Source organism: Ruegeria sp. AL2, assembly GCF_056540845.1.
The window spans coordinates 209,420-224,275 of the sequence record NZ_JBQFXM010000004.1 but is presented as its reverse complement, the minus strand read 5'-3'; the positions used below and the strand labels follow the sequence as shown (position 1 = coordinate 224,275).

Genomic DNA, 14,856 nt, shown 5'->3' with positions numbered 1-14,856 from the left:
CGACTGCTGGTTCGAATTGGAAGTAGGCTCAGTAGCCAAGGTTACCTATTGGGGAGACCAAACTTTACTGAGAACCGACAAATCCAAACAAGCTTAGCAAGCGTAAGTTGAGTGCTCGCTCCCTTCACGCCAACTGGTAGGCCGGGCTTCAGCCCGACACGACTCGAAACACCCACAGGCGAAAGAAACGCAAAATCAGGAGTTTTTCTTTGTTCTCAAAGATAATTGCGACAGTGTTCATCTCAGCCATTCTTGGATCGTCGGGACAGGCCGAAACAATTCTCGTTCCAGCACTTCCCGACGGGCAAGTCGACGCGACTGCGGTGTTCGAATCCCTGACTATTAATAACAGCGAGTTCGACGGGGACGATCCGAATTTGTAATGGGGTGACGTACTCGGGAAGCGCTTTGGTGCAATCTTCGGCTCGCCTCCGTCTAAACAAATTTTCTCATTAACCATTGGGGTAGAAGAGCTTCCAGAGCCAGTGGTTCACTTGCTCGCGAATATACTAACAGCAAACCATTGCGCCAAAGCTGAGTTCGGTGGAATCAACATAGACTGGGCGGGTACCGCAATTCGTTTCGAAGGTGAACCATTCGACGGTGGGTGGTCAATGAAAACAGCGTGCCGAGACAAACTGGAACTAGATTGAGGAGTGTCAGAAAACGGAAGTTGGTCAGGCAACTGGAAGGCAAGCCTTTGGAAGGGTTTCTCAGAGTCAAACCAGAACGCACTTTGGATCAAGCGTAGGATGGGTGCTCGCACCCATCACCCCTTGCCCGTAGGCCGGGCTTCAGCCCGGCAAATCTGCCGGATTTCACAACGGGCAGAACTGTCGGTATCGGTGCCGGGCTGAAGCCCGGCCTACGGTTTGCCCTGTTCACGCCTATGGTGAACCGCGCCTTGATCGCACCCCACCGCGTGGAATAATCCGCATCGCCCGGCGGCAAGGTTCACACCGCGTGCGCATGATCCGGCAACACCACAAACGCATCACACCAAAACGGACGCTCCCACTGCGCTTCGGCAAAAGCCGCGCGCAGATGTGCGACCTCGCGGATCAACAGGTCCGATGACCGGTCGGCCAGCGACACCGTAATGAAATATCTGGCTCCGGGAATGCGGGCGCGGCGATAATCACTCATGCGCGCAAGGTGGCGCAGGTATGACTACCAAGTGTTTAACACGCGCCTTTGCAGGCAACTGCCGCAGGTCGCATGCTCCACCAACCTCCAGAGTCCCATATCACAGCATTCAAGGATGATTGCAGGCGCGGCGCTTATCCGAACCGGTTGCCGCGCAGCCGTCCGACGCCGAGCAACCCCGTCAGCGCCCCAAGCAGCAGCAGCCAACTGGCCGGAAGCGGAACGGCCGAGACGTTCACGTCCACCGGCGTTTCTTCGGTCCCGGGCTCATTGCACCACAGCTCACAGAACTCGGGCCCTGATTCCTCCACGACCTCCGTCCGTTCAGTCAGTATCTCGGGCAAATGCTTGGGTCCACCAAGCTCGACAAGACGACGACGTCTTTCATTACGGCGCGGGTTCTCTTTCGCGAAGACCGGAGCCTTCAGCTCGTGTTCAAATTCGAACATGTTGTAGAGTTTGAGCCCGCCTTCACGCGCGCCCGGCATAAAATCCTCTGTTTCATATGGAACAGTCAGGGCCTGCGCGGCTCCGGCCCAGCACAACAAGGTAATCGTATAGACAGCTTTCATATCCGCCCCCACAGCTGCCACGCAGTATAGCACCAGATCGCAAATTTTTCAAACATAGCGATTTATGAATAAAAACCGCCAGTTGTGAGGGGAACCCACGCTGAACCGGTCAGAATGACACTGGTCCTGAACACGTGCCTGCGACGAAAAAGTGTCACCCTCCCGCGCAGGCGTGGCACGTGGCGACCGCTCCGCATGGCCGACCGGGAAGGTGTGAGTCCGGGTTTCTCACTGCTGTCGCGCGCGTCAACAGACAGGGTGACCAGAGCACCCAGAATGCTGTCAAACATCGCCAAAATCAGCCTGAAACCCATCAGCGGATTCTTGTACAAATCAAGCTATCTGCCCTCTGGCACTAGTACAATCCGTACAAACCACTCTTGCCACAGGCTTACCTCAATGCCATATGCAGGGTGCTAACGTTTTTCTATTTCGACCTACTGTCTCCTTCTACGGCGCTCAGTCTATCGATACAGACATACGACGCCAGGCTGCCGCAACTCCGTGGGCAGCACCAAACAGGAGACACGGATATGCCAGCAGGCACCGTAAAATGGTTCAACACCACTAAAGGTTACGGCTTTATTGCGCCAGAAGATGGCGGCAAGGACATCTTCGTCCACATCTCGTCCGTCGAACGCTCGGGCCTGACCGGTCTGGCCGACAACCAGAAAGTCACGTACGAACTGCGTTCGGGTCGTGACGGCCGCGAGAGCGCCGACAACATCCAGCTTGCATAAGCTCTTGAAAGGGTGAGGGAAATTCCTCACCCTTTTGTTCAACCGCTGCCGTTTCAGGTGGCCGATTGATCACATCACGGATGCGTGATGCTTGCCCCAGAATTGACCAAATAACATATCATGATGAAACTGGTTCTTGGGTTTCTTTGGTCAATTGATGAGGGTTTCGATGTTTACACGCCGAGTTTTTCTGGCCGGAACAGCAGCCACGCTGCTGCCGGGCATCGCCAGCGCCAAGAAAGCGGTCGAGTATGATCCGACACCGCAATTCGTGCGCATCAAAAAGCAGTTCCTGCCCGGGCAGCTGCTGGTCGCCCCCCGTTCATTCTATCTTTACTATGTCACCGAACCACGCAAAGCGATCCGCTATGGCTGCGGTGTCGGCAAGGCAGGTCTGGAATTCACCGGCACCGCTACTATCGATGTGAAAAAGGAATGGCCGACCTGGCGCCCGACCCAAGAGATGATCCAGCGCGATCCGGTGGCCTATGCAAAATTCAAGGACAATGACTATGTCCAGCCGGGAGGTGGGGATAACCCCCTCGGCGCGCGTGCGATGTATTTGTTCCAGAACGGTGTCGATACCTATTTCCGAATCCATGGCACGACCCAGCCACAAACCATAGGCAGGGCGGTGTCAAACGGGTGTATTCGGATGCTGAATGAACATGTCATCGATCTGTATAACCGGGTCCCTATCGGAACGGTTGTCACGGTCGTCTGATCGCTATCGCGGGAATGGCTAACCTTCCCCGCCCGCCTGCGTCACAAGTTGCAACACAGAGGGGCCCAGCGCTTCGACGATCTTCGCCACCCCGGCCGCATTTGGATGAATGCCGTCCGATTGCATGAATTGCGATACGGCTGCGGGGTCACCCTCCGCTGCAAGCCCTTCAAAGAAACTGCTGAAAAACAGAACTTCAAACTCCTGCGCCAGTGCAGGGTAAATGCCATCGAACGCCTGCTTGTATTCAGCGCCGTAGTTGCCCGGCGCCTGCATTCCGATCAACAAGACAGGAACCTTTGTATCGCGTGCAACCTGAAGTATCTTGCGCAGATTGGCTTGCGAAACTGCAGGATCGATCCCGCGCAACACGTCATTCCCGCCTAAGGCAACGATCAGTCCGTCCACATCGGGTGTCAGGGTCCATTCTACCCGCGCAGCGCCACCCGCCGTTGTATCGCCCGAAACGCCTGCGTTGATAACGCGAACATCTTCGCCCTTCGCCTGCAACCAACGGTCAAGCTGGGGAACAAACCCGTTCTCCTCCACCAGCCCGTAGCCTTGCGTCAGCGAGTCCCCAAGGGCTGCGATCACCACCTGATCGGCTGTGGCCGCAAAACCGCAGAACACAAATGGACTTGCCATCAAAACCTTGCGCAATACGGTGATCACTCCATATCCCAAAAACCGCTCCTTTATCGGGAAGACCCATGACGCCTGCTGTTCTCGCTCTTCAGAATGCCGCTTTATCGCTGGATGGCAATGCCGGGCGGGTCGATATTTTGCATGACATCACGTTGACCGTGAACAGGGGGGAAACGCTGGGGCTGATCGGGCCATCGGGGTCGGGAAAATCGTCGCTGTTGATGCTGATGGGTGGGTTGGAACAGGCAACAAGTGGTCAAATCTTGGCCTTGGATCAGAATTTGACAAGCATGGACGAGGACGCCCTGGCGCGGTTTCGGCGCGACAACATGGGCGTCGTGTTTCAGAATTTCCACCTGATCCCAACGATGACCGCGTTGGAGAACGTGGCGACACCGCTGGAACTGGCGGGGCACAAAGATGCGTTCGACCGGGCCGAGACTGAACTGAATGCCGTGGGGTTATCCCATCGTCGCGATCATTACCCGGCGCAGTTGTCGGGCGGCGAGCAGCAACGAGTTGCCCTGGCGCGTGCATCGGCACCACGCCCCAAGATCTTGCTGGCGGACGAACCAACCGGGAATCTGGACGAGACAAACGGTGCCGCGATTGTTGATTTGCTGTTCGGGCTTCGGCGCAAATATGATGCGACGCTGGTTCTTGTAACGCACAGCCGTTCACTGGCTGAACGATGTGACCGGGTGATCAGGCTGCGCGACGGCAGGATTGCCGAAATAACCCGGCAGGAGGCCGCAGAATGAGCCTTCGGCTGGCCGCGCGGCTGGCCCGTCGAGAACTGCGCGGGGGCCTGCGCGGCTTTCGCATCTTTCTGGCCTGTCTGGCCTTGGGCGTCGCAGCCATCGCAGCCGTCGGATCGGTGAGTCAGGCGATTCAGACCGGGCTGACCCGTGAAGGCGCATCCCTGCTGGGCGGCGATGCCGAGCTTGAGTTCACCTATCGTTTTGCTACTGAGGCCGAGCGCCTCTGGATGCAGCAGTCATCCGAACAGGTGTCAGAAATTGTCGATTTCCGCTCGATGGCGGTTGTGCCCCGCGACGCCGGGCCGGAACGTGCGCTGACCCAGGTCAAATCCGTCGATAAGGCTTACCCGCTCATCGGATCGGTCAAACTGGAGCCGGGCATCACGCTGGACGACGCCCTGAATGGCAGGTCCGGATTACCCGGTGCCATTATGGAACCCGTTCTGATAGACCGGCTTGGTTTGTCGGTCGGTGATCACTTCGCGCTTGGCACGCAAGAGTTCATTCTGATGGCCGCACTTCGGAATGAACCCGACAGCGCCGCGGCTGGTTTTGCCTTGGGGCCACGTACAATGGTGCGTACCGAAGCGTTGCAGGCATCTGGCCTGCTGGAGCCCGGAACGCTTTTTTCGACCAGGTACCGGCTGACCTTGCCCCAAGACGCGAACCTGTCGGAGGTGTCCGCAAGAGCCAGCGCGGCGCTTGAAGGCTCGGGGATGCGCTGGAGCGATGCGCGCAACGGCGCGCCGGGCATATCGGAATTCGTCAACCGCCTGAGTGCCTTTCTGGTCCTTGTCGGATTGTCGGGGCTTGCCGTCGGTGGCATCGGTGTGTCCGCCGCCGTGCGAGCCTATCTGAGTCAGAAAACGGAAACCATTGCGACATTGCGGACATTGGGGGCGGATCGCTCCACCATTTTTCAAACTTACATGATTCAGATCGGGGTGCTGTCCCTGACTGGCATTGTAATTGGGCTGGTACTGGGCGGGATGGCACCGCTTTTGCTGGCACCGCTGCTGGAATACCAGTTGCCCGTTCCAGCAGTGTTTTCTCTGTATCCGCAACCGCTGATAGAGGCTGCGCTTTATGGCCTGCTGACAGCATTTCTTTTCACGCTCTGGCCGCTGGCCAGAACCGAAGATGTGCGCGCCGCAACCCTGTTTCGCGATGCGCTGAGTGCGGCTCGTCCCATCCCACGCGCAATTTACGTCGTGGCAAGCGGGATTGGATTGGCGTCCCTGATCGCGATTGCGTCCTGGTTCAGCGGCTCAACGCGCCTAACCCTGTGGACCAGCGGCGGACTTGCGGGCGCACTGATCCTGCTGGCGCTCGCAGCCCATGCCATTCGCAAACTGGCACGGGCTGGGACACCTTTGGCGCGGGGCCGCCCTGCCCTGCGATGGGCTTTGTCCGCCATCTCTGATCCGCGTGAGGGTGCGGGGTCAGTGGTTTTGTCACTTGGTCTGGGTTTGTCAGTGCTGGCGGCGGTTGGGCAGATTGACGGCACGCTGCGCAACGCGATCTCCGGCAATCTGCCGGATGTCGCGCCCTCATACTTCTTTGTCGATATTCAAAAAGACCAGATGCCCGGTTTTACCGAACGGCTGCAAACCGATCCTGCTGTCAGCCGCATTGAAAGCGCACCAATGCTGCGGGGCATCATCACCCAGATAAACGGTCGCCCTGCGCGCGAGGTGGCCGGAGATCATTGGGTTCTGGAGGGAGATCGCGGCGTCACCTATTCAGCCCGCCCCCCGGCAAATGCACGGGTGACAGCGGGGGAGTGGTGGGCAGAGGATTATTCTGGCGCACCACAGATCAGCTTTGCAGCCGAAGAAGCCGAAGAGATGGGTCTGAAACTGGGCGATCAGGTAACTGTCAACATCCTGGGGCGGGATATCACCGCAGAGCTGACCTCAACCCGAGAGGTGGATTTTTCCACAGCGGGTATGGGTTTTGTCATGTCGATGAACCCGTCGGCACTGGCGGGTGCGCCACACAGCTTTATTGCGACGGTATATGCAGAAGAACAGGCCGAAGCCGCCATTCTGCGAGATCTTGCAGGCCAGTTCCCGAACATCACGGCCATCCGTGTGCGCGACGCAATTGACCGTGTTTCGGGCCTTTTGGCAGGGATCGCCGCCGCAACCTCGTATGGCGCGGGCGTGTCTTTGTTGACAGGATTCCTGGTGCTGATCGGGGCGGCAGCCGCCGGCGAACCCGCCCGCAGATACGAGGCGGCAATCCTCAAGACGCTGGGGGCTGACCGTGGCCGCATCCTGCGCAGTTTTGGACTACGCTCGGTCCTGCTGGGCGCCGCAGCGGGCTGCGTCGCCTTGCTGGTTGGCATCCTGGGCGGATGGGCTGTGGCCACCTACATCTTCGACACAGGTTTTACCGTGATCTGGTCTTCGGCCTTTGGCATCGTTCTGGCCGGTGTCGGCGTCACGCTCTGCGCAGGTTTCGCATTCGCGCTGCGCCCTCTCTCTGCCCGGCCAGCCCGCATTTTGCGGGCCAGCGACTAAGGTCAGCGTACGCAGGCCACGGGCTGCAACAGCTTCAGCAACGGGTCGTTGTCACAAACCAGCGCATCCAACGACACTTCGTCCAGAGATGCATAGAAAACTTCCGCCGCATCCTGCAATGCCAGCCGCAGCCTACAGGCATCGGTCAAAGGACAGGTGTTGTCCGCATCCGCAAAACACTCGGCGATGGGCAAGGCCCCTTCGACGTGCCTGAACACCGCGCCGATCCGGATTTGGCTTGCCGGACGCGCCAACGACATACCGCCGTTGCGGCCGCGCTGAGTGCTCAGGTAATTCAACTGGCTTAACTGGTTGATCACCTGAGCCAGATGGTTTTCCGAGATGTTGCAGACTTCGGCGATCTCGGCTTTGGTGACCAGCCGGTCCGGGTGTGCGGCGCAATACATCAACAGGCGCACAGCGATATTCGTCCGTTTGGTAATCCGCATGAAGGCCTCCCTGAATAAAAGATGAAGCCTTATTGCATGTCGCGGAAAAAAGCGGTTTGACATACATCAATCGACCCAAAGGACACCTCTCGCATGGCCGACCCCTATTTCTTTGGTTATGGAAGCCTTGTGAACCTCGCCACACATGATTTTCCCGACCCCCGCCCAGCAAAACTGAAGGGGTGGAAACGCGCATGGCGACACACTGATCTGCGCCCGGTCGCGTTCCTGACAGCTGTCCCGGACCCCGAGTCTGAGATCGAAGGCATGATCGCACATGTCCCCAAGAACGACTGGGCTGCGCTGGATGAACGGGAATGGGCCTATGACCGAATTCCGGCAACCCGGTCGGTTTCACATCCGCTGAAACATGAAGTTGAAATAGCTGTCTACGCCGTCCCGCAGGATCGGCACAACGAGCCCAGCAACCGCCATCCCTTGCTGCTCAGCTATATCGACGTTGTTGTTCAGGGTTATTTGCGGGCGTTCGGAGAAGACGGGGCAGACCGGTTCTTTGCAACAACCAGCGGCTGGGATGCCCCGATCCTGAATGACCGGGCCGAGCCACGTTACCCGCGACATCAACAACTCAAACCTGTCGAGCGTGATTTTGTCGATGACCGCCTGACCGGTTTGTCGGTTCGGATTGAACAACCGGTTTGACGACAAAGGGCCACTCCGAAGGCGTGGCCCTTAAATGTCGCGTACTACCGCGTTAGACGCGCGCGCGGATCACCTGCAGCAACGGCAGCAACGCCGCCATTTCCGGGCCACGTTCTGCACCTGTCAACGCCTTGCGCAGCGGCATGAACAGGCCTTTTCCCTTGCGGCCTGTTGCCTCTTTCACGGCATTGGTCCAGGCTCCCCAGGTTTCACCATCGAACGGGCCTTCGGGCAGCAGCGACATGGCCTGAGCGATGAATTCGCGATCTTCATCGGCAACCAACGGTTCGGCGCCGTCACGGCACAGGTCCCACCACCCTTTGAGGTCGGCCAAAGTGATGATGTTTTCGCGCGCCATGGCCCAGAACGGTTCGGCCAGTTCGGCAGGCACCCCGGCATCCGCGACAGCATCGGCCACATTCGCCAGCGGCAGCGATTGCAGGTATTTGGCGGTCAGCGGGAACAGGTCCTGCACGTCGAACTTGGTCGGCGCGGCACCAAACCGGCTCACGTCAAAGCCGTCGATCAACTCGGCCATATCCGAGCGCAGCTCGACCGGATCGGACGAACCCAGTCGCGCCATCAGGCTCAGCAGTGCCATCGGCTGCACGCCCTGTTCACGCAGATCGCGCAGGGCCAGCGTACCCAGGCGTTTCGACAGAGCTTCGCCCTGCGGGCCGGTCAGCAGCGAGTGATGCGCAAAGCGCGGGCAATCCCCGCCCAGTGCCTTGATGATCTGAATCTGGGTCGCAGTGTTGGTCACGTGATCCGAGCCGCGCACGACATCAGTCACGCCCATTTCAGTGTCATCCACCACCGACGCAATCGTATAAAGAACCTGCCCATCACCACGGATCAGAACCGGATCAGAGACCGAGGCCGCATCGATCGAGATGTCGCCCAGAATTCCATCGGTCCACTCGATCCGTTCGTGATCCAGCTTGAAACGCCAGACACCGTTGCCACGTTCAGCGCGCAGCGCATCCTTCTCGGCATCCGACAGGTTCAGCGCGGCTCGGTCATAAACCGGCGGTTTGCCCATGTTCAGCTGTTTCTTGCGCTTCAGGTCCAGCTCGGTCGGCGTCTCAAACGCTTCATAGAACCGCCCCATCGCGCGCAACTTGTCAGCCGCTTCGGCGTAGCGGTCCAAACGCTCGGATTGACGCTCGACACGATCCCAGTGCAAACCCAGCCATTCAAGATCCTGTTTGATGGCATCGACATATTCCTCTTTCGAGCGTTCGGGGTCGGTGTCATCGATGCGCAGGATGAACGTACCGCCCGACTTGCGGGCGATCAGATAGTTCATCAGGGCGGTGCGCAGGTTGCCCACATGGATGTAACCGGTGGGCGACGGGGCGAAACGGGTGGTGGTCATGGGTGTCTCCTGTTGGCGCGGCTCTTGTCACATGGGCGCGTTTTTGTCCAGCCGCCGCTTGATCCATCAGGTGATTCAACGCGGTTCCACGGGCCATATCCTGCCAAGGTCGTCCAACCCGGCGCGAATGAGTTCCGACAGAACCTGCATGTCGATATCCGCCAGCTTGTTCACATACAGGCAGGACTTGCCCAACTTGTGCTTACCCAACCGGGCCAGAATGCCGCCAAAATCCGCGTAACCCGGCATGATATAAATCACCAGCGCCGACTTGCGCGGGGAAAATCCGGTTGCCAGAAAATCGCCCTCTCGGCCCGAGGCGTAGCGATAGTGATAACGGCCATACCCTATCATCGACGGCCCCCACATGACCGGATCAAATCCGGTGGTAGCCCGAAACAGGTCGTCCAGAGCGCGCGTCTCTTCGGCCCGACGTTCTGATTGGACCGAATTAAGGAAGTCTTCTACACTTTGATCCGTTGGAACGGTTTTGTTCTGCGATCGCGACATGAACAAAAATTAACACGTATTGTTCATCCATGCACCCTGCGTGGATGTCGTAACATCTGGTCAGAATCTCACACCGTTCTAGTTTTTCTAAAGGTGTTCTGACAGGGAGAACGATAATGACGATCAAACTTACTCGCCGTGCCGCCTTGGGAACCGCTGCCGCCTTGCCGTTTGCCACGGCAGCAGCGCCGGTTTTGGCCGCAGGCTCTGACGCCAAGGCCAACTCGACCATCGCCAAGTCATTCCATGTCGGCGACTTTACCGTCACGACCTTGCTGGATGGCAGCCTGCCCCGCGATGGCGCCCAGGATATCTTTGGCGGCGGAGCGTCAGATGAAGACTTCGCAAAGGTTTCGGCCGAGAACTTTATTCCCGCCGACACCGCCCAATTCTTCTTTACCCCCTCACTGGTCAACACCGGATCGGAACTGGTATTGTTCGACACCGGTCTTGGGCAGGGCGGCATTCAGGCCGCTTTGGCCGATGCAGGTGTCAGCCCGGATCAGATCGACGTTGTCGTACTGACCCACATGCATCCCGACCATATTGGCGGCATGACAACGGATGGCGCACCGACCTTTGCCAACGCACGCTATGTGACTTCGGCAACGGAATACGATTTCTGGTCCGCGCAGGAGGCCGGAAACAATGTCGGTGATCTTGTGGCCGCAAAAGTCACACCGATGGCCGAGAAGATGAGCTTTGTCGGTGATGGAGAGCAAGTGGCGTCAGGCATAACTGCGGTTGCGGCCCACGGCCATACCCCGGGTCATACGGTTTATCATCTGGAGAGCAACGGACAGCGCCTTCTGCTGACAGCGGACTTGGCCAACCATTACGTGTGGTCCTTTGCCCATCCGGAATGGGAGGTTCGGTTTGACATGGACAAGGCCGCCGCAACCGCCGCGCGCCGAAACGTTCTTGGCATGCTGGCAGCCGACAAGGTGCCGATGGTCGGCTATCACATGCCCTTCCCTGCCGCGGGCTTTGTCGAGACACGGGGCGAGGGCTTCCGCTTTGTTCCAGTCAGCTATCAGATGATGGGCTAAGCCCCTAGTAACCTGGATCCGGTCGCACTTTTGAGCCGTCAGTGAACCGAGACAGACGGAACGCGGTCGGATCCACACAAGGGGTTGAATCAGTGACAAGGTCCGCTGTCAGGCGGCCGGCGCCGGGCCCGATGCCAAAGCCGTGGCCGGAAAAGCCCGTGGCGATATACATACCCGGTACGTCATCCACGCCCGAGATTACGGGAATGGCGTCGGGGGTGACATCAATCATACCCGCCCAACTTTGGACGATTTCACTGTCCAGCAAAGCAGGAAATCCTTTTCGTGCACTGGCCCAGGCTTGTCGCAAAAACTTCTGCGAAGGTTCAGGATCCAAAACCCGGCACAGCTCGAACGGGGTTATGTCGGTCGGCAACCATCTTCTGTTTTGACGGGCCTCGATAGCCCACTGATTTGACCAGCGAAAGCGCAGGGATTTCCATTCCTGCGCAAAGGCAAAGCGAAACTGCAACCCCAGCCGGAAACTGTCCGGTACGATATCGACCGTGTTCTGATGTCCGGACGCGATGGTGTGCCCCCCATCAGCGCGCTTTCGGATCGCAACATCATCCGACCATAACGCAGTTTCGGGCCCATCTTTCACCGGAGAAGTCCGCAGAACCGTATTCAGAACCTTAAGCTGCGGCAGGTTGATACCTGCATTTCCCGCAAACAAACGCGACCACGCGCCCCCCGCCAGAACCACGCGCCCGCAGGCGACCTTGCCGCGCTCGGTGAATACACCAGCAATACGCCCATCCTGAATGTCTACACTTCGCACGGCGCAGCCTGTCATGATTACAGCACCCAGACGCCGTGCGGCTTCGGCTATGGCCGGGGCAGCCCATTGCGGCTCGGCGCGCCCGTCCTGCGGCATGTACAGGGCAGATGTCAGGCCGGTTTCATGCCCGTGCAACAACTCTGCCAACTCGCGTCCCGACACCATTTTTGCCCCGGTCTGTAATCCTTCTACATGGCGCATCCAACGCTTCAGATTGACTTCGCCCCGCTTGCCGGACGCGCCAAAAAGAATGCCGGATTGCGTATATCCGGTATTGCCATCCAGGCGGGCATCAAGGGTCGGCCATATCCGCAACGCCTCTTGCATCAGGGGAATTTCGCGGGGGTCTCGCATACCCAAACGCACCCACCCCCAATTGCGCGAGCTTTGTTCAGCCGCAATCTGTCCCTTTTCGCACAAAAGGACGGAAGCTCCGCGTTCTGCCAGTTCCAGCGCTGTTGAAACGCCGATTATGCCGCCGCCAACAACGACGACATCAACAGATTTGGGAAGGGCAAGATTGGATTCTACGGGGTTCGGTTTTGGTGCCGTCATAAATACGCATTACTCTGTCGCCTGAACCCGTATGGGGACCAAGGTCTAGAAGTTTGGCAACACGAATTGTCGCAATGTTGGCACTATTTATGACGCCTGTGGCCCAGACGCCAACGGCATCGAAAATCCTCAGCACATCACGCTGCGCCGGACAGTTCCGCCCATTTCTGACGCAGCTTCGCGGTCAACCCGGTGTCTTTTTGCACGGTCTGGGCGGTTACGTCCTTCTGCGGCAACAAGCTTGGAAACTCAGCCCGAAGCGACGCCGCTGCCTGTTCGTCGGACAGCCGCTGTTCATTCAGGACACCGACAATCGCCGCTTCCAGCTTTTCCTCATCCAACTCCTGCGGCGGAGATTCCATCGTCCGCCGTTTCAAAAGAGCATGATGCGATCTCTGATATTCACTATACATGTCAAAACCAAACCATTTACTCAGACATCCAACCCCGGATGCGTCACACTTCATCAAAATCGGCTTGCGACTTTGAGAATTGCATCGCACCAGCCCCACATAGGGCAATTTTCAAGCTGAAATGTGGCAGAAAGTTGTCACTGCAACAAGTCAAAGGCCGGATTTTGTTCCTCTGGCAGGCCCAAAACGAGAAATCGGAAAACAATCAAAAGGAGGGAAACTTTACTGTTTCCAATGCAACGCGCGAATTGCGGCAATCAGGGGCGATCGCGCCAGCGATTCACAATTGGATACCGCCGGTCCAGCCAGAACGCGCGGTTGCTCAGGCGCGTACCGGGGGCGGACTGGAACCGTTTATACTCGCTGATATAAACCAGATGCTCGACCCGCTGAGCATCTGCTTCGTTGTACCCGGCGGCGACGCAGTCCGCGATCGATCCGTCCTGATCGACCAGGATCTCAAGTATTCCGTCCAGCACCGGGTAATCCGGCAGGCTGTCGCTGTCTTTCTGATCTTCGCGCAGTTCCGCACTGGGCGGTTTGTCGATGACAGAGGGACGGATCACTTCGCCTGCAGGGCCCATCATCCAGTTGCGGTGATTGGCATTGCGCCAGCGGCAGGTTTCAAACACACGGGTCTTGTACAGATCCTTGATCGGATTATAGCCGCCGTTCATGTCGCCATAGATCGTGGCATAGCCCACGGCGACCTCGGATTTGTTGCCGGTGGTCAACAACATTTCGCCGAACTTGTTCGAGATCGCCATCAACAGCAACCCGCGCAGGCGGGATTGAATGTTTTCTTCGGTCAACCCTTCATCCAGCCCTGCAAACAACGGGGCCAAAGTACTGGTGACGGCTGCGCGGCTGTCCGAGATCGGCACGTAGTCATAATGGACGCCCAGCGCTTTGGCGACCGCCTCGGCATCGTCAAGCGAGGCCTGACTGGTGTACTCCGACGGGAGCATCACGCAGCGGACATTTTCGGCCCCGATGGCATCGACTGCAATGGTCGCGACCAGCGCGGAATCAACCCCGCCGGACAAGCCCAGCAGCGCCTTTTTGAAACCGGTTTTCCCCATGTAGTCGCGAAGAGACTGCACCATCGCGCGGTAATCCTGCTCCCACTCATCCGGTTGGGGCACGATTTCACCTGATGCGATCCGCCAGCCGTCTTCGCCGCGCTCAAGGTCGACTTGAGAGAGTAGCTCGTCGAAAATAGGCATCCGGAACGCCAATTCCCCGCCCGGGTTTAGGCCAAAACTGGCACCGTCAAAGACCTGATCATCCTGCCCGCCAACCATATTCAGGTAAATCAGTGGCAGTCCCGTTTCGACCACGCGCGCGACCATATGGTTCAACCGCACATCGTATTTATCCCGGAAATAGGGCGACCCGTTGGGGACCAACAAAAACTCGGCCCCGGTTTCCTCCAGCGTTTCTGCCACGTCCGGGTGCCAGCTGTCTTCGCATATCGGGCTGCCAATCCGGAAATTCCCTACCGAATACGGCCCACCCAGAGGTCCCGCATCGTAAAGGCGCACTTCGTCGAACACCGTCTCGTTCGGCAGGTGGTGCTTCAGAACCTTGCTGGTGATCCGGCCACCCTTCAGGATCAGGTAGGCGTTGTACAGCTTTCCATCATCGACCCAGGGACCACCTATGGCAATTGCAGGACCTTCGGCGCATTTTGCAGCCAGCGCTTCAACCGCAGACATGGCTGCGCGGTGGAATACCGGTTTGAGAACCAGATCCTGCGTGTTGTAGCCGGTGATGAACATCTCGGGGAAAGCCACCAGATCCGCGCCCGCTGCCTTGCCTTGTTCCCATGTCGCAAAGGCCTTTGCTGCGTTGCCTTCGATATCGCCAACGGTCGGGTTCAGTTGCGCCAGAGTGATGCGGAAACGGTCGGCCATGCTGCCCTCTTGCCTCGTAAGTCCTATTG

16 protein-coding genes are annotated in these 14,856 nt (G+C 58.2%); 7 read left to right on the top strand and 9 right to left on the bottom strand.

What is annotated here, in order from left to right:
- Positions 1 to 209 precede the first annotated feature (209 nt).
- Positions 210 to 383, top strand: a complete 174-nt coding sequence (locus tag ACR0ID_RS08375) for a hypothetical protein (RefSeq protein ID WP_480604816.1) — start codon at positions 210 to 212, stop codon at positions 381 to 383.
- 571 nt (positions 384 to 954) lie between these two features.
- Here the strand turns inward: ACR0ID_RS08375 and ACR0ID_RS08370 are convergent.
- Together ACR0ID_RS08370 and ACR0ID_RS08365 are read right to left on the bottom strand one after the other, a co-directional pair.
- The gene (locus tag ACR0ID_RS08370; RefSeq protein ID WP_480604814.1) at positions 955 to 1,146 is read right to left on the bottom strand and encodes a transposase; all 192 of its coding nucleotides are present in this window, start codon (positions 1,144 to 1,146) and stop codon (positions 955 to 957) included.
- 134 nt (positions 1,147 to 1,280) lie between these two features.
- Positions 1,281 to 1,718, bottom strand: a complete 438-nt coding sequence (locus tag ACR0ID_RS08365; RefSeq protein WP_480604813.1) for a hypothetical protein — start codon at positions 1,716 to 1,718, stop codon at positions 1,281 to 1,283.
- Between the two features lie 533 nt (positions 1,719 to 2,251).
- Between ACR0ID_RS08365 and ACR0ID_RS08360 the strand changes: the two genes are divergently transcribed.
- Together ACR0ID_RS08360 and ACR0ID_RS08355 are read left to right on the top strand one after the other, a co-directional pair.
- Positions 2,252 to 2,458 (top strand): cold-shock protein, encoded by a 207-nt coding sequence (locus ACR0ID_RS08360; protein ID WP_209506380.1) that lies wholly within the window; start codon positions 2,252 to 2,254, stop codon positions 2,456 to 2,458.
- A 169-nt stretch (positions 2,459 to 2,627) separates the two neighbouring features.
- A complete protein-coding gene (locus tag ACR0ID_RS08355) occupies positions 2,628 to 3,182 on the top strand; it encodes a L,D-transpeptidase (RefSeq protein WP_209506382.1) in 555 nt (184 codons plus the stop codon).
- Between the two features lie 18 nt (positions 3,183 to 3,200).
- Here ACR0ID_RS08355 and ACR0ID_RS08350 read toward each other — a convergent pair whose 3' ends face one another.
- Positions 3,201 to 3,827, bottom strand: a complete 627-nt coding sequence (locus ACR0ID_RS08350) for an arylesterase (RefSeq protein WP_480604886.1) — start codon at positions 3,825 to 3,827, stop codon at positions 3,201 to 3,203.
- Between the two features lie 65 nt (positions 3,828 to 3,892).
- Between ACR0ID_RS08350 and ACR0ID_RS08345 the strand changes: the two genes are divergently transcribed.
- Both ACR0ID_RS08345 and ACR0ID_RS08340 read left to right on the top strand, forming a co-directional pair.
- Positions 3,893 to 4,588 (top strand): ABC transporter ATP-binding protein, encoded by a 696-nt coding sequence (locus ACR0ID_RS08345; RefSeq protein WP_480604811.1) that lies wholly within the window; start codon positions 3,893 to 3,895, stop codon positions 4,586 to 4,588.
- The gene (locus ACR0ID_RS08340; protein ID WP_480604809.1) at positions 4,585 to 7,113 is read left to right on the top strand and encodes an ABC transporter permease; all 2,529 of its coding nucleotides are present in this window, start codon (positions 4,585 to 4,587) and stop codon (positions 7,111 to 7,113) included. Before ACR0ID_RS08345 ends, ACR0ID_RS08340 begins: the two co-directional genes overlap by 4 nt.
- A gap of 2 nt (positions 7,114 to 7,115) precedes the next feature.
- Here ACR0ID_RS08340 and ACR0ID_RS08335 read toward each other — a convergent pair whose 3' ends face one another.
- Positions 7,116 to 7,562 (bottom strand): RrF2 family transcriptional regulator, encoded by a 447-nt coding sequence (locus ACR0ID_RS08335; RefSeq protein WP_267366061.1) that lies wholly within the window; start codon positions 7,560 to 7,562, stop codon positions 7,116 to 7,118.
- Positions 7,563 to 7,655: 93 nt separating this feature from the next.
- Here ACR0ID_RS08335 and ACR0ID_RS08330 point away from each other — a divergent pair, with 93 nt between their 5' ends.
- Positions 7,656 to 8,225, top strand: coding sequence for a gamma-glutamylcyclotransferase family protein (locus ACR0ID_RS08330; RefSeq protein WP_480495485.1), 570 nt, complete (start codon positions 7,656 to 7,658; stop codon positions 8,223 to 8,225).
- Positions 8,226 to 8,277: 52 nt separating this feature from the next.
- On the opposite strand, the gene gltX is transcribed toward ACR0ID_RS08330, so the two are convergent.
- Positions 8,278 to 9,603, bottom strand: a complete 1,326-nt coding sequence (gltX, locus tag ACR0ID_RS08325; protein WP_480604807.1) for a glutamate--tRNA ligase — start codon at positions 9,601 to 9,603, stop codon at positions 8,278 to 8,280.
- A 75-nt stretch (positions 9,604 to 9,678) separates the two neighbouring features.
- Complete coding sequence (locus ACR0ID_RS08320; protein ID WP_480554178.1) at positions 9,679 to 10,113, bottom strand: DUF1801 domain-containing protein; 435 nt, start codon at positions 10,111 to 10,113, stop codon at positions 9,679 to 9,681.
- Positions 10,114 to 10,229: 116 nt separating this feature from the next.
- On the opposite strand from ACR0ID_RS08320, the gene ACR0ID_RS08315 reads away from it, so the two are divergent.
- Positions 10,230 to 11,162, top strand: a complete 933-nt coding sequence (locus ACR0ID_RS08315) for an MBL fold metallo-hydrolase (protein ID WP_480554179.1) — start codon at positions 10,230 to 10,232, stop codon at positions 11,160 to 11,162.
- A gap of 4 nt (positions 11,163 to 11,166) precedes the next feature.
- Here ACR0ID_RS08315 and ACR0ID_RS08310 read toward each other — a convergent pair whose 3' ends face one another.
- The 3 genes from ACR0ID_RS08310 to ACR0ID_RS08300 all read right to left on the bottom strand — a co-directional run bounded on the left by ACR0ID_RS08310 (position 11,167) and on the right by ACR0ID_RS08300 (position 14,827).
- On the bottom strand, positions 11,167 to 12,498 hold the full coding sequence (locus tag ACR0ID_RS08310; RefSeq protein ID WP_480604804.1) for an NAD(P)/FAD-dependent oxidoreductase: 1,332 nt from the start codon (positions 12,496 to 12,498) through the stop codon (positions 11,167 to 11,169).
- A gap of 137 nt (positions 12,499 to 12,635) precedes the next feature.
- A complete protein-coding gene (locus ACR0ID_RS08305) occupies positions 12,636 to 12,860 on the bottom strand; it encodes a hypothetical protein (RefSeq protein ID WP_480604802.1) in 225 nt (74 codons plus the stop codon).
- 308 nt (positions 12,861 to 13,168) lie between these two features.
- Complete coding sequence (locus ACR0ID_RS08300) at positions 13,169 to 14,827, bottom strand: NAD+ synthase (RefSeq protein WP_480604801.1); 1,659 nt, start codon at positions 14,825 to 14,827, stop codon at positions 13,169 to 13,171.
- Between the last annotated feature and the right edge of the window lie 29 nt (positions 14,828 to 14,856).

Coding starts and splice junctions, on each gene's coding strand:
- ACR0ID_RS08370 (WP_480604814.1), bottom strand. CDS start 1,146: ATGAGTGATTATCGCCGCGCCCGCATTCCCGGAGCCAGATATTTCATT.
- ACR0ID_RS08365 (WP_480604813.1), bottom strand. CDS start 1,718: ATGAAAGCTGTCTATACGATTACCTTGTTGTGCTGGGCCGGAGCCGCG.
- ACR0ID_RS08360 (WP_209506380.1), top strand. CDS start 2,252: ATGCCAGCAGGCACCGTAAAATGGTTCAACACCACTAAAGGTTACGGC.
- ACR0ID_RS08355 (WP_209506382.1), top strand. CDS start 2,628: ATGTTTACACGCCGAGTTTTTCTGGCCGGAACAGCAGCCACGCTGCTG.
- ACR0ID_RS08350 (WP_480604886.1), bottom strand. CDS start 3,827: ATGGCAAGTCCATTTGTGTTCTGCGGTTTTGCGGCCACAGCCGATCAG.
- ACR0ID_RS08345 (WP_480604811.1), top strand. CDS start 3,893: ATGACGCCTGCTGTTCTCGCTCTTCAGAATGCCGCTTTATCGCTGGAT.
- ACR0ID_RS08340 (WP_480604809.1), top strand. CDS start 4,585: ATGAGCCTTCGGCTGGCCGCGCGGCTGGCCCGTCGAGAACTGCGCGGG.
- ACR0ID_RS08335 (WP_267366061.1), bottom strand. CDS start 7,562: ATGCGGATTACCAAACGGACGAATATCGCTGTGCGCCTGTTGATGTAT.
- ACR0ID_RS08330 (WP_480495485.1), top strand. CDS start 7,656: ATGGCCGACCCCTATTTCTTTGGTTATGGAAGCCTTGTGAACCTCGCC.
- gltX (WP_480604807.1), bottom strand. CDS start 9,603: ATGACCACCACCCGTTTCGCCCCGTCGCCCACCGGTTACATCCATGTG.
- ACR0ID_RS08320 (WP_480554178.1), bottom strand. CDS start 10,113: ATGTCGCGATCGCAGAACAAAACCGTTCCAACGGATCAAAGTGTAGAA.
- ACR0ID_RS08315 (WP_480554179.1), top strand. CDS start 10,230: ATGACGATCAAACTTACTCGCCGTGCCGCCTTGGGAACCGCTGCCGCC.
- ACR0ID_RS08310 (WP_480604804.1), bottom strand. CDS start 12,498: ATGACGGCACCAAAACCGAACCCCGTAGAATCCAATCTTGCCCTTCCC.
- ACR0ID_RS08305 (WP_480604802.1), bottom strand. CDS start 12,860: ATGGAATCTCCGCCGCAGGAGTTGGATGAGGAAAAGCTGGAAGCGGCG.
- ACR0ID_RS08300 (WP_480604801.1), bottom strand. CDS start 14,827: ATGGCCGACCGTTTCCGCATCACTCTGGCGCAACTGAACCCGACCGTT.